Below are 13,446 nucleotides of genomic sequence, written 5' to 3'. Positions count from 1 at the left end.
GAAACTATGACCATTACAATAGCCAAATAAAAAAGCTATATATTTACATGATAGTGTAAACATATAGCTTTATAAATTATATACCTAGATTATCTTTAATTGTTGATTCTATTTCACTTAATGAACTTTCACTTGGAACAAAGTAATAAAGTCCATCATCTTGTATGCCGCCTTGACCTTCTAATTGATGTCTATTGACATTGTCATTAGCATCTTTATAATTACTTCTAACTTTATTTAATTGTCCAACTGTTAGATCTGTCTTAACATTGTCCTCGACGTGATTCATCAATGAATTGAAGTGTGTAACTGAACTTACACTTGTTAATTTGTTTGCAAGACCTTGTATCACTAATTGTTGACGTTCTTGACGTCCAAAGTCTCCACCTGCGCCATCTTCTTTACGACTTCTAATAAATGCCATGGCTTCTTTGCCGTCCATTTTTGTGTTTTCACCTTGGTTAAACTGATAGCCATCATAAGAAAATGTAGCGTTACTTGTTACTGAGATACCGCCAACCGTATCAATCATATCTTTCATACCGTCCATATCTATCGTTGCGTAATGATCAATTGGTACATTTAATAGTTTTTCAACTGATTTTACTGCCATATCTGGGCCGCCATAAGCATAGGCGTGGTTAATTTTTTCGGTAGTTCCTTTACCTACGATATCAGCTTGTGTATCTCTAGGGATACTTACAATTTCAGTTGTTTTCTTTTGTGGGTTTATCGATAGTACCATCACCGTATCACTTCGTTGTCCGCCTCCAGCTGCATCTCTTTTAGCATCTGAATCTACACCAAACAACGCTATAGTAAATGGATCACCATTATCTAAATTCACATTTTTATCTCTTAATGCTGATTTATCTCTATCTAATGGGTTGTGTATTGACCCCCCGACAGAAAATATTTTGAAACCTAGATAAATCACTGCTATTAAAGCAAATAAAACTAATATCCCAAAAAACCATAAAAATATTTTAGCAGGTAAGCCCATTTTCCTATTCTTCTCAGAACGATTCACTCTTATCATACTCCATTTCCGTATTCAATTTTCTACTCTATTTAATAATACATTATATAGTATTACTTTTATGATGACATAGTTCTTAAGACCTATTATTTATTAAATAAAATATTAATATAGTAAATCAATTTTTATTTCTTATATCCATTTCCGGAATTCAAAATTGCTAATACTTTTTCATGGCATGCTGGATTACTAATTATAAAAGGGCCTGCCTTAGAAAAATCTAACTCAGTATTATCCAATGTTGTCATTTTCAAGCCAAGTTCACTTGCAAATAAAAATTGTGCTGCAATATCCCATGGTTTAGGATTTGTATTTATATGAGCACCAAATTGTCCTTTAATAACACGTATTGAATCTAACCCACATGAACCAATACAACGATAGCCAAATGATGCATCCTGTAAACCATGAATTGTTTCATCATTAATCACTAATGAATTAAATGAAATAATCGCCTCTTGTAAATCTATAGGTTCTGGTTTTACAAGTTGCTCTCCATTTACATAAGCACCGTATCCTTTAATTGCTTTATATAGTTTTCTATGTGGATAATCGTAGATATAAGACAAAACAGGCTCTCCATCAACAAAATAACCTAAGATAATACAATAATCCTCTTGTTGTTTAACTAAATTTGTCGTACCGTCTATAGGATCCATTACCCAAACGTGCCCTTGTTTGGCATTGATATCAATATTAGACTTTTCTTCAGCAAATAGTTGGTGATTTGAAAAGTTTTCAGCTAAAAATTGTTCAAAGTTTTGTTGAATTGATTGATCAACATTTGTCACCAAATCAAATCTATTCTGTTTCGTGCTCGTTACCATTTCTTGTATGAGGCTAGGAATAATCTCGTCCAAAGTTTCTAACCAAGTTATTACTGACTCATCTATGTAATGTAATTGTGTTTTTTCCATATGTAGTACACCTCTTTTAAATAGTATATTAAGAAAATAATCGCTATGTATAATTTGTTATATTCTATCATAGAATTATCAAAGAAATATATGATAGAAACTAACATTGAAAACGCCTATATATAAATGTGAAGCTTTTAAAGCCCCATCCATAACATAAATAAAACCGACTAGCGATGCTAGTCGGTTAAATAGAAAGGAAAGTAAGTAATAAATATTGAAGATGTTTGATTAGTAACTCGTACGAATAGATATTAACAAAACTATTATGTAATAGCCTACCCCTTTGTCATCTACTCGCTATCCCCTTGTTACTAAATTCATATTAACATAATCCTCTTAATTATGTAAGCGTTTTCTTTAATTTTTTAAAAATTTATTTTCTAAATGTCGTCATTGTCACTTTTATGCTATAATAAATGTAATATGTAATCATTCGGGAGGTGACTTTCTAATGAATAAACGCGAAAGACAAAATAAACTTGTTCTAGCCATTCAAGAGAATAAACAGATTACAGCATCAGAATTAGCTACAAATTTAAATGTGTCAAAGCGTACTATTTTAAGAGATATTCAAGATTTAGAAGATCAAGGTGTTAAAATACTAGCAAAACATGGCAAACTTGGTGGTTATCAACTGCAAGAAACGCCAAATAGTTATGAAATTGAGCTGACCGAGAATCAATTATCCGCTTTATTCTTGGTACTCAATGAAAGTCAATCATATACAACGCTTCCATACAGAGAAGAAATTAATGCTATTATTAAAAAATGTCTCAACTTACCCTATACTAAAATGAGACGAACGCTAAAAAAACTAGATCGTTATATTAAATTTGACAAACAACAACATACAAACTTGCCCCCCATCTTTTCTGATGTACTCATTTATAGTACCGAAAGAAACGTAATGGCGATGGAATTTTACAACAACAATCAAGTTGTAACAGAAAATGTCATTTTTATTGGCCTTTTATGTGATGAAGGATTATGGAAAGCAATTATCTTTGAAATTGGACTCGGTAAAACAAATGAAATTCCGATTATTGATATTCATGATATTTCGTATTCATTTGAAAAAACAATTAAGACACAAGATATAAATATAAATAACTATCAGCAATTTTTAAAACCAACTGAGTCCTAATGTGCCAGTTGGTTTTTTTATTATTTTCTGTTTTGTTCCAAGTTTAATTTGCCATTGAGTTAATTAAACTTGAAACTAAACTAATATAACACCTCTACTACATTCCACTTAATAATGTCTATTTATTTTAAACATTTATCTACACTTTAAAATCTATCTAATATTAAAATCATAAATTACGAAAGGATGTCTTTTTATGTATCACCTAGAATTACACAACTTAGAACAACGTATAATGAAATTATTAAATTTAATCGAATTATACAAATATGGCATTATGACCAATCATAGAGACAAATTAAAATTTCAGCAAGACTTACATATATACATAGAACACGACTACAACGATTTTATTCAAAACAATTTACAACACCATTCCCTTTTTCATTATAACTATTTCAACTTTCTATCCAATCAAATAGAAGATCCAATGGATGAGTTCACAATTGGCAATACGCTTAAACATATTGAAATTATTCAAGGACAATTACTCAAAATACTAAAATCACTCTCCTTTATTTTGTAATAAAATTTCACTTTAAGGTTTTATTGAAAATGAAATTGTAATAGTTTTTCATGTATTGTACAATGAAAACGATTACATTAATTAAGGAGTGATAACTGATGCATGGCTTTTCCATTTATCTCGGCCACCCCATCGATAAGTCGTATATACGACGCATGGTCGATTTAGGATACAAAACGATTTTTACTTCAGTTCAAATACCTGAAGATAATGATGACACTAAATATCGCTATTTGGGAGAACTTTTAGATTTTTTATCAAACGACCAGCTGAACTATATGATTGATATCAATCCTTCATTGCTGGATCATCATTTTTATGACTTTTTAAAGCAATATGACTCTGCTCAATTTATTATTCGAATTGATCACAGTACTTCCATTGACACTGTTAATGAAATTATAAGTAATGATTTTCAATGTTGTTTAAACGCCAGTATTATTTCAGATCATTTACTACAACATTTATATCAACACTTAAATCATTTTAATTACTTATGTTATTGCCATAACTATTATCCTAGGCCTGACACAGGGTTAGAAGCACAATTTGTTAAATCACAAAACGACTTGATTTTAGCGTATAATCCTCAGGCTAATATTTATGGATTTATTGCAGGAACTACATTTCGCGGGCCACTTTTCAAAGGCTTACCAACAATAGAAACTACAAGATATTTGCATACAATTGAGAGCGCCCAATTGCTTCAAGACTTAAATACACAACATATTATGATTGGTGACCCGTATTTAAACTATCATCGTGCGCAACAACTTATTTCATTTTTAAAGCAGAGACATTTTAAATTATCTATAACATTATTTGATACACAGGCGGAAGAAATTTTACTAAAACCTCACACAGTTCGTCCTGACAATCCCGGTGATTTAATCAGATCTCAAGAAGCACGCCATTACTGTAAAGATGACATCCAGCCATCATTAATAAACGAAAGGACACACGGATCAATAACTTTAGACAATAAACACAACGGACGTTATCAAGGTGAATTACAAATCATTAAGAAATTATTACCACCTCATAAAAATGTCAATGTTGTAGCGCAAGTTGATAACGACGACATACCCATTATCAACTGTATGCGACCTAATGATTCATTTGAATTCACTATAAATGCTAAGGAGTTGAAATCATGAATAAATCAATAACTGAATCAAGAAATGAAGCAACCATGCATTTAGATGAAATGACTATTCAACAAGCTTTAGAAACAATGAATGCAGAAGATCAAAAGGTACCAGAGCAAATAAAAGTCATCTTGCCTGATTTAACAAAAGTAATTGAAATTACCACACAACAGTTTAAACAAGGTGGCCGTATTATCTATATGGGAGCAGGTACAAGTGGTCGGTTAGGCGTACTTGATGCCGCTGAATGCGTACCGACATTTAATACGAATACAAATGAGGTCATTGGTTTAATCGCTGGTGGACAACGCGCGATGACTGTGGCAGTTGAAGGTGCAGAAGATGATGAAAGCCTCGCACAGGAAGATTTAAAACACATCCACCTGTCTGAAAAAGATGTTGTTATTGGTATTGCTGCAAGCGGTAGTACCCCTTATGTCAAAGGAGGACTAAAATTTGCAAACAAAGTTGGTGCATTTACCGTAGCAATTTCTTGTAATGTAGACACTCAAATTAGCAAATTAGCCCAATCCCCTATTGAAGTTAATGTTGGACCAGAAGTATTAACTGGTTCTACTAGATTAAAATCAGGAACTGCACAAAAATTAATACTGAATATGATATCTACTATCACAATGGTTGGTGTTGGTAAAGTGTACGACAACCTTATGGTTGATGTTAAAGCAACAAATCAAAAATTAATTGATCGCTCTATTCGTATTATTCAAGATATTTGCGATACCACATACGACCAATCTCAAATATTATATGAAGACGCAGACCAAAATTTAAAAGTTGCTGTTGTCATGCACCTATGCGATATATCCAAATCGGAAGCTTCAAAACGTTTACAACAAAACGACAATATTATCAAACAAGCCATTAAAAACTAATTATTTTTAAATACAACTGTCGCTTATTTACAAATTTCATAAATCTTTAATGACAGAAAAGGAGGTCATTTTATGACAAAAGAGCAAATACTTGCCGAAAATATCATAGACGCTGTAGGCGGACTTGATAATATGGATAACGTTATTAATTGTATGACTCGAGTTAGAATAAAAGTACTCAATGAAGATAAGGTTGACTATGAGAAACTGAAAGCAATTAAAGGCGTGATGGGTGTCGTAAAAGACGATCGCGTACAGGTTGTTGTCGGACCAGGAACGGTGAATAAAGTTGCTACTCATATGTCCGACTTAAGCGGTGTACGTTTAGGTGAAGCTATTCCTCATAACACTAAAAATTACCGTGCTGATGCTGAAGCAAAAGCTAAAGAAAATAAAACTTCTATTCAAAGTAAACAGCAACGGGGTAAATTTAATAAATTACTAAAAACAATTGCTAACATCTTTATACCACTTATTCCGGCATTTATTGGGGCAGGTTTAATTGGTGGTATCGCAGCTGTATTAAGTAACCTATTAGCGGCTGGTCAGATTTCTGGCGAATGGGTAACACAACTTGTCACAGTTTTTAATGTTATTAAAGATGGTATGCTAGCGTATTTGGCAATCTTTACTGGTATCAATGCAGCTAAAGAATTTGGCGCTACACCAGGTTTAGGTGGTGTTATTGGTGGTACAACATTATTAACGGGTTTAACTGATGAAAATATGATTACCAACATTTTCACAGGCGAACCGTTACAAGCTGGTCAAGGTGGTATAATTGGCGTGATTTTTGCAGTATGGCTCCTTAGCATCGTTGAGAAACGATTACATAAAATTGTTCCAAACGCCATAGATATTATCGTTACGCCAACAATTACTCTGTTTATTATAGGGCTTCTAACAATCTTTATTTTTATGCCTTTAGCTGGCTTCGTTTCAGATGGACTTGTCTCAGTCATCAATGCAATTATCGATATTGGTGGTGTCTTTAGCGGGTTTGTTATTGGTGCCTTTTTCCTACCATTAGTTATGTTAGGCTTGCATCATATGTTCACACCTATCCACATTGAGATGATCAATCAAACTGGTGCAACATATTTATTACCAATTGCGGCTATGGCTGGTGCTGGACAGGTCGGAGCTGCTTTAGCATTATGGGTAAGATGTAGTAAAAACACAACGTTAAGGGACACACTTAAAGGTGCCCTGCCAGTTGGATTTTTAGGAATTGGTGAGCCCCTTATATACGGTGTTACCTTACCTTTAGGTAAACCATTTATAACGGCTTGTATTGGTGGTGGTATCGGTGGCGCTGTCATTGGAGGCATTGGCCATATTGGCGCAACCGCAATTGGCCCAAGTGGCATATCATTATTACCATTGATTTCGGACCACATGTACTTAGGCTATATAGCCGGATTACTCGCAGCATATGCCGGTGGTTTCTTATTCACTTATTTCTTTGGCACGACAAAGGCTATGCGAGAAACTGATACTCTAGGTGATTAACTATGACCAACGTATTATATAAAATTGATCGACAATACCCAGAATTAACTAAAAGTGAGAAAAAAATTGCTGATTATATCTTAAATACACCACACAAGATTATCAATATGTCAATTCAAGATTTATCTAATGAAATAGATACAAGTACCGCTTCTATTGTTAGATTTAGTAAGAAAATGACTGAAAAAGGGTTTCAAGAACTTAAAATAGCCATATCTCGCTATTTACCCGAAGAAACATTAAACAATAATCATCTTGAATTAATGGATAATGAATCTGTAGATGTATTGAAGTCTAAAATGTTGTCACGTGTTACAAACACGATGAGCTTCGTCTCAAACCATATTGAGAATGAAAATATAGATATGATATGCGCAAAGATGCAAAGCGCTCGCACAATTTTTCTATTTGGTTACGGGGCTTCACTTGTTATTGTTACAGACCTATTTCAAAAGTTATCTAGAATTGGATTAAATGTAAGACTTTTGCAAGAAACACATTTGTTCATGTCTACGCTTGCTACACATGATGAACGTGATTGTATTATATTTGTGACAAATCAAGGTAGCCATAGTGAATTGCAATCTATGGCAAAAGTTGCCACAGATTATCAAATTCCTATAATAACTATTTCCAGTTCGAACGATAATCCTATTGCAAAAATATCAGATTATACACTGATATATGGTCAAACTGATGAAAATGAATTACGTATGGCTGCAACAACCTCTCTATTTGCCCAATTGTTCACAGTCGATATTTTATATTACCGTTACATCGCATTAAATTACGATAAATCATTAGACGCTATTACTCAATCTAAAATGGCTTTAGATAATTATCGAAAACATTTATCAAATATACATTTCAAACATTAACATAAAACCAACCTAGCAACTGTTTCTTTACGTTGAGTAGGTTGGTTTTATCTTTTTATAATTATTGTATGAATCAGAAATTTTAGTTCATATCATTTTTACCCACCAAATAAAGAAAGAAGCGAGAGATAAACCAATGTTTTATGTGATTTATCAATCTCGCTTCTTTCTTATTTATTATTATTTTCTCAATGTTTTTATATTAATTTCATTTGATTCAATTAGTTTTGTTCATTTTTGAAGAAATCAAAGATATTGTTCGCATTATCTGTGTTATTAATATTCCCTCTAAACTGCTCACTGCCAGGTCCATATGCATATGTGTTTACATCTTCGCCAGTATGACCATATGTCGTCCAACCAGTGTGAGATTTATTATTAATTGGTTTTTGTACTGCATCTTGTACTTTTTGCATTTGTTCTTTATATTCATCCGATTCTTTATCTAATTTATTAAGTTTTGTTGCTTCATCTTTAATTTTATCAATTTGTGATTGCTCAACTTCAAAACCATAGCCGTCTTGAATTACTTTTTGTGGATCTTTGCCTTCAGCAATTTCTTTAGTCATATGCATACCTGAGTGTTTCATAGAATGAATTGCTTCTGGATTCCACGCATAATCTTTACCTTTAGCAATAGACAAACCACCAGTTGAATGGTCTGCTGTTGCAACAACTAATGTATCAGGATTTGATTTTGCATAATTTGTCGCAAATTCAAAGGTTTTTTCGAAACCATTCATTTCAGACATGACACCAGTTATATCATTGGGATGACCAGCTTTATCTATAGATGCACCTTCTACCATTAAGAAGAAACCTTTATCATTTTCTTGTAATTTATTTACTGCTGTATCTGCCATATCTAGAAGTTTAGGATTTTTATCTGGTGCGTCAATTTGCAATGGCATATCATTATCTGCAAACAGCCCTAAGATTTTTTTGTTCGTAGACTGTTTCATATCTGTTTTATTATCGACAACATCATAGCCGTCTTTTTCAAACTTATCTACTAAATTACCATTTTCTTTACCAAAATATTCTGCCCCGCCACCAAGTAAGACGTCTACTTTATGCTCACCATTAATTTTATCGTTATAGAATTGTTTAGCAATTTCATCTTTTTTGTCTCGGCTATCAACATGCGCTGCGTATGCAGCTGGTGTTGCATCAGTTAATTCTGCAGTAGAAACTAATCCAGTTGACTTACCATTCTCTTTTGCTTGCTCTAACACAGTTTTCACTTTTTTCTTATTATCATCTAAACCAATTGCCCCATTATAAGTTTTATGACCAGAACTAAATGCTGTTGCGCCAGCCGCAGAATCAGTTACATTTTCTTTTGGGTCACTTGGATTTGTACGTTGATTACCTACTAGATATTTATCAAAAGCAGTCTTTTCCATTTCTTTTGTCTCTGGGTTATCAGCAAAATAACGATAAGCAGAATTATATGAAGGGCCCATACCGTCCCCAACTAAAAATATTACATTCTTTGGATTTTTTGTATTACCCATATATGAAACTTCATTTTCCTTTGATGTATGTCCTCCACTCGAGGCATAGGTTGACTGCGCACTCCCCAACACAGAACCCATAACGATTGCACTTGCCACAGAAACAGTTGCTAATTTGTTAAAAATTTTCATAAAGTAATAACTCCTTTAAATATGTATTATCAACTTACACTTTAAGTGTAGTGCACAAATTTTGAGTGATTATTTTAATACAGTAAATTTTATGTAAATTAAAAATAAAGTTATGTCTACATTGCGCTAAAAACTTTCATTCTGCTAACAAGTCAAATTGGCAGCAAAACAGAAACCCCATACTTGCTAAACAACTTCGTTGTATTAATGTTTTCTCAACAAGGAGACTAAATGACTATAAATAGATAAGGAGTGAGACAGAAATCTAATTTAATTAAAAAGATTTCACCGTCTCACTCCATTAAGATGACTATATTTGATAAAAAATAAAAGGTCTACCTGAGCTAACGCTCATGCATAAGTCCCACTAACTCAATAGCAGAACACCTGAGGTACTACTCATGTGTAAGAACTACTAACTCATTACATTGAGAAGTCGTTCTTTAGAGAAGTGGGATTAATGATTACCTGAGCTAACGCTCATGCATAAGTCCCACTAACTCAATAAATTGAGAAGTGGGACTTTATAATAATCTATGATATCGTATTAGATTTTTATGATTTAAAGTTGTTGATCTTTACTTAATTTATGGTAGCCCTTCAAGAAGAAGCACATGGTCATAAACAATAGGAATACAATACCAATAACTACTGAAACCACAGTTTCTTTATTAAATAACATGCCAATTAATACCATAATAAAGAACGCCATCGTAATGTAGTTTGTAAATGCGCCACCTGGCATTTTAAATGGGTGACCTTCCACTTCTTCAGGATGATTTTTTCTAAATCTTAAATGACTAATTAAAATCATGAACCATGGTACCATACCAGGTAAAATCGAAGCACTATAAACATATACGAATACACTATCCGCACCTTTGATAAATAACGGCAAGATTACATTAAGTAAAGCACCAATTAAAATACCTGTTGCAATTGCAAGCACCGTCCAAATAGGAACGCCATTTTTCATAACTTTCCCAAAGAATTTAGGTAACATTCCTTTTTGAGATAAATTTAATGACATACGGCTAGCACTAAATATACCTGAGTTACAACCTGACATCGCAGCAGTAAGTACAACAAAGTTGATTAATCCAGCTGCAAAAGTGATACCTACTTTAGCAAACGTAGCTACAAATGGGCTACCAATGTTTCCTAATTCATTCCACGGATAAACTGTAACGATTACAAAAATTGCACCAATATAGAAAATCAATATACGCCAGATAACACCGTTAACCGCGCTCTTGATATTTTTTTGTGGATCTTTTGTTTCACCGGCAGTAATACCAATTAATTCAACACCTTGGTATGAACCGATAACAATTGAAAGTGCAAAGAAGAAGCCAATCCAACCGTTAGGCATAAACCCACCATGTGCCCATAAATTCGAGAGACCGATTGCTTCTCCACCATTTCCTAGACCAAAGAAGATAAGACCAAAACCTGCCACTATCATTAAAATAATTGTAACTACTTTAATCATCGCAAACCAAAACTCAAATTCACCAAACGCTTTAACAGATACAAGGTTTGCACCGGCTAATAACGCTACAACAATAACACCCGGTATCCATTGTGGTAAATCTGGGAACCAATAGTTCATATATTCTCCGACTGCAATAACCTCACTCATACCTACAACTACCCATTGGAAAACGTTACTCCAAGCCGTTAGATAACCTGCTACTGGATGTATGTAATCACTTGCAAAGTTAGCAAAAGAACCAGAAGTTGGATGTAAATAAACCATCTCTCCCATTGCTCTCATTACTAAGAATAAAAATATACCTGCAATTAAATATGCAAATATAACAGAAGGACCTGTCCATTTTATAGTGCTTGTAGCTCCCATAAATAGTCCTACACCAATCGTTCCACCAAGTGCAATCATACGCATTTGACGTGCACCTAGTCCCCTCTGTAATTCATTATTATCTTTCATCATTCAAACCCCATCTCTTTCAAATATAAGTGGTAGTAAATCCACTTATTATGTCGCTATTATACTATAAATTCAAAAAATTAAAACAATTATTTTCGAGTTATGTAAGTGCTTACACGCTTGTTTGTCAACGGTATACTGTTTTACATTGAAAAGTAAAGCTTTTTAAAAAAATTATTTTTCTTTAAATCAACTATAAAAACAGAGCAAAAATTTAAGTCTAAATAAATTCATGTAGAATTTGTGAAAAAGTTCACAAAATATTATTGCCATAGTATACTTATAAATAATTATAGAAAGTGAGGATAAAAAATGAACGAAAAAAACATTAAATGGGATAAAGTATTTTATGGAAAAGCTTGGATTGACCACGTAGTTGACACCATCAAAACTAAAGACATTTTACAAAGTTTTTATTTTAAACGCTATTTACTTCGTGCCATAATGGCTGGTTTTATTCTAGGTGTCATTACAGTCTTCGTTTTACTTATTAAAGCATCACTAGACACTCATCTACCTTCTGGCGTTATAAATATCATTGCATCTATAGCATTTAGTTTTGCTCTAGTACTTATCTTATTTACCAATTCAGAATTACTGACGAGTAATTTCATGTATTTTACAGTGGGGTTATATTATCATGTCATCAGCCCTACTAGAGTTTTTAAAATTTTCACATTATGCTTTATTGGTAATGCATTGGGTGGCTTTTTATTTTTCTTATTATTACATCATTCTGATGTGATGACCACTGACATGTTAATACAATTAGAACATACAATTGAACATAAAACTTTAACTGCTGGTTTTACTGCAATATTGATCAAAGGAATTTTTGCTAATTTCTTCATCAATATTTCTTTAGTTATAGCAATGCAAATAGACGATGTTTTAGCTAAAATGTTCGTTATGATGTTTGGTGTATCTATATTCGCATTTATGGGTTATGAGCACGTGGTTTATAACTCTGTATTATTTGGTGGTGGTTTAGTCTATCAAAGTAGTGAATTAGCACTTATGCCTGTTATCATCAATTTATTAGGTGCAGGTATTGGCAATTACATCGGAGGCGGATTAATTATAGGGTTGTTTTATGCTTATTTAAATGATCATCACCAATATGAACGTAATATATCTAGATAACTGCTAATACAATAATTCATCTGTTTTATATGGTATAATTTTCAGTAGATTTTATTACAAAGGAGTTATATATGAATAAACACTTAATGAAACGTACGCTTACGGTTTCCATTATATTTGGTGTGTTATTTTTCTTTTTAAATTATTTTAGTGAATCTGACAGTTCAGTTGGCCCTTTAATATTAAAAAGTGTAATGGTTATCTTTGTTTTTGGTATTTTATATTATACTTTGTTTTCTATTGTAAATTCTCCAGAACGAAAATATAAATTTGGTATAACTATTCCGATTGCATTATTAATCGCGATTATCATAAGTGCGCTCTTTTCAGCAATAAAAGCTGGAATTATTATTGGATTAATCTTAGGTGTTATTGCTGGCTACGTTTGGGAATTTCTAACAAAAAATCAAAACGGTGGTGACAAATAATGAGTGTAATTTTAGGAATCGTTGTAATTATTTTATTAATTGTAAGCTTAATTCCAAATTTGAAAGCCTATAAAAAAACAAAAGAAACCGGAGAAAAGAACCCCCGGTTTGCTATCATGATAGGTATAGATGCTATACTGCTTGTTCTTGTTTGTGTAACATTAATATTTCAACTTTTATAAAACAGATGACGCTTATCTCATAAAGCGTCATCT

13 protein-coding genes are annotated in these 13,446 nt (G+C 32.7%); 9 read left to right on the top strand and 4 right to left on the bottom strand.

What is annotated here, in order from left to right; all coding sequences use genetic code 11:
* Positions 1-76 precede the first annotated feature (76 nt).
* Positions 77-1,039 carry an LCP family protein gene (locus LG295_RS03655; RefSeq protein WP_404476441.1) on the bottom strand — a complete coding sequence of 321 codons (963 nt, stop codon included), beginning with the start codon at positions 1,037-1,039 and terminating at the stop codon, positions 77-79.
* A 125-nt stretch (positions 1,040-1,164) separates the two neighbouring features.
* Positions 1,165-1,956, bottom strand: a complete 792-nt coding sequence (locus LG295_RS03650) for an inositol monophosphatase family protein (protein ID WP_325999657.1) — start codon at positions 1,954-1,956, stop codon at positions 1,165-1,167.
* Between the two features lie 454 nt (positions 1,957-2,410).
* Between LG295_RS03650 and LG295_RS03645 the strand changes: the two genes are divergently transcribed.
* The 6 genes from LG295_RS03645 (at position 2,411) to LG295_RS03620 (ending at position 8,060) form a co-directional block, all read left to right on the top strand.
* Positions 2,411-3,103 carry a YafY family protein gene (locus LG295_RS03645; protein ID WP_107531133.1) on the top strand — a complete coding sequence of 231 codons (693 nt, stop codon included), beginning with the start codon at positions 2,411-2,413 and terminating at the stop codon, positions 3,101-3,103.
* A gap of 196 nt (positions 3,104-3,299) precedes the next feature.
* Positions 3,300-3,629 (top strand): hypothetical protein, encoded by a 330-nt coding sequence (locus LG295_RS03640; RefSeq protein WP_107531134.1) that lies wholly within the window; start codon positions 3,300-3,302, stop codon positions 3,627-3,629.
* A gap of 98 nt (positions 3,630-3,727) precedes the next feature.
* On the top strand, positions 3,728-4,786 hold the full coding sequence (locus tag LG295_RS03635) for a MupG family TIM beta-alpha barrel fold protein (protein ID WP_107557713.1): 1,059 nt from the start codon (positions 3,728-3,730) through the stop codon (positions 4,784-4,786).
* The gene (gene murQ / locus LG295_RS03630) at positions 4,783-5,670 is read left to right on the top strand and encodes an N-acetylmuramic acid 6-phosphate etherase (protein ID WP_107557714.1); all 888 of its coding nucleotides are present in this window, start codon (positions 4,783-4,785) and stop codon (positions 5,668-5,670) included. The genes LG295_RS03635 and murQ overlap by 4 nt, the downstream gene beginning before the upstream one ends.
* Positions 5,671-5,742: 72 nt before the next feature.
* Positions 5,743-7,182 carry a PTS transporter subunit EIIC gene (locus LG295_RS03625; protein WP_107557715.1) on the top strand — a complete coding sequence of 480 codons (1,440 nt, stop codon included), beginning with the start codon at positions 5,743-5,745 and terminating at the stop codon, positions 7,180-7,182.
* A gap of 2 nt (positions 7,183-7,184) precedes the next feature.
* Positions 7,185-8,060 (top strand): MurR/RpiR family transcriptional regulator, encoded by an 876-nt coding sequence (locus LG295_RS03620; protein WP_107531138.1) that lies wholly within the window; start codon positions 7,185-7,187, stop codon positions 8,058-8,060.
* Between the two features lie 221 nt (positions 8,061-8,281).
* Here the strand turns inward: LG295_RS03620 and LG295_RS03615 are convergent, their stop codons facing one another.
* Together LG295_RS03615 and LG295_RS03610 are read right to left on the bottom strand one after the other, a co-directional pair.
* The gene (locus LG295_RS03615) at positions 8,282-9,709 is read right to left on the bottom strand and encodes an alkaline phosphatase (protein WP_107557716.1); all 1,428 of its coding nucleotides are present in this window, start codon (positions 9,707-9,709) and stop codon (positions 8,282-8,284) included.
* Positions 9,710-10,271: 562 nt separating this feature from the next.
* Positions 10,272-11,660 (bottom strand): amino acid permease, encoded by a 1,389-nt coding sequence (locus LG295_RS03610; RefSeq protein ID WP_107554837.1) that lies wholly within the window; start codon positions 11,658-11,660, stop codon positions 10,272-10,274.
* A gap of 312 nt (positions 11,661-11,972) precedes the next feature.
* On the opposite strand from LG295_RS03610, the gene LG295_RS03605 reads away from it, so the two are divergent.
* The 3 genes from LG295_RS03605 (at position 11,973) to LG295_RS03595 (ending at position 13,413) form a co-directional block, all read left to right on the top strand.
* Positions 11,973-12,803 carry a formate/nitrite transporter family protein gene (locus LG295_RS03605; protein ID WP_107554836.1) on the top strand — a complete coding sequence of 277 codons (831 nt, stop codon included), beginning with the start codon at positions 11,973-11,975 and terminating at the stop codon, positions 12,801-12,803.
* A gap of 71 nt (positions 12,804-12,874) precedes the next feature.
* On the top strand, positions 12,875-13,231 hold the full coding sequence (locus LG295_RS03600; RefSeq protein ID WP_107554835.1) for a hypothetical protein: 357 nt from the start codon (positions 12,875-12,877) through the stop codon (positions 13,229-13,231).
* Positions 13,231-13,413, top strand: coding sequence for a hypothetical protein (locus tag LG295_RS03595; RefSeq protein ID WP_017722850.1), 183 nt, complete (start codon positions 13,231-13,233; stop codon positions 13,411-13,413). Before LG295_RS03600 ends, LG295_RS03595 begins: the two co-directional genes overlap by 1 nt.
* Positions 13,414-13,446: the final 33 nt, after the last annotated feature.

The organism is Staphylococcus pseudoxylosus, from assembly GCF_044794325.1.
Lineage (GTDB): Bacteria > Bacillota > Bacilli > Staphylococcales > Staphylococcaceae > Staphylococcus > Staphylococcus pseudoxylosus.
This window is presented reverse-complemented; position numbering and strand designations above follow the sequence as displayed.

Coding starts and splice junctions, on each gene's coding strand:
- LG295_RS03640 (WP_107531134.1), top strand. CDS start 3,300: ATGTATCACCTAGAATTACACAACTTAGAACAACGTATAATGAAATTA.
- LG295_RS03645 (WP_107531133.1), top strand. CDS start 2,411: ATGAATAAACGCGAAAGACAAAATAAACTTGTTCTAGCCATTCAAGAG.
- LG295_RS03650 (WP_325999657.1), bottom strand. CDS start 1,956: ATGGAAAAAACACAATTACATTACATAGATGAGTCAGTAATAACTTGG.
- murQ (WP_107557714.1), top strand. CDS start 4,783: ATGAATAAATCAATAACTGAATCAAGAAATGAAGCAACCATGCATTTA.
- LG295_RS03625 (WP_107557715.1), top strand. CDS start 5,743: ATGACAAAAGAGCAAATACTTGCCGAAAATATCATAGACGCTGTAGGC.
- LG295_RS03610 (WP_107554837.1), bottom strand. CDS start 11,660: ATGAAAGATAATAATGAATTACAGAGGGGACTAGGTGCACGTCAAATG.
- LG295_RS03600 (WP_107554835.1), top strand. CDS start 12,875: ATGAATAAACACTTAATGAAACGTACGCTTACGGTTTCCATTATATTT.
- LG295_RS03605 (WP_107554836.1), top strand. CDS start 11,973: ATGAACGAAAAAAACATTAAATGGGATAAAGTATTTTATGGAAAAGCT.
- LG295_RS03595 (WP_017722850.1), top strand. CDS start 13,231: ATGAGTGTAATTTTAGGAATCGTTGTAATTATTTTATTAATTGTAAGC.
- LG295_RS03620 (WP_107531138.1), top strand. CDS start 7,185: ATGACCAACGTATTATATAAAATTGATCGACAATACCCAGAATTAACT.
- LG295_RS03615 (WP_107557716.1), bottom strand. CDS start 9,709: ATGAAAATTTTTAACAAATTAGCAACTGTTTCTGTGGCAAGTGCAATC.
- LG295_RS03655 (WP_404476441.1), bottom strand. CDS start 1,039: ATGATAAGAGTGAATCGTTCTGAGAAGAATAGGAAAATGGGCTTACCT.
- LG295_RS03635 (WP_107557713.1), top strand. CDS start 3,728: ATGCATGGCTTTTCCATTTATCTCGGCCACCCCATCGATAAGTCGTAT.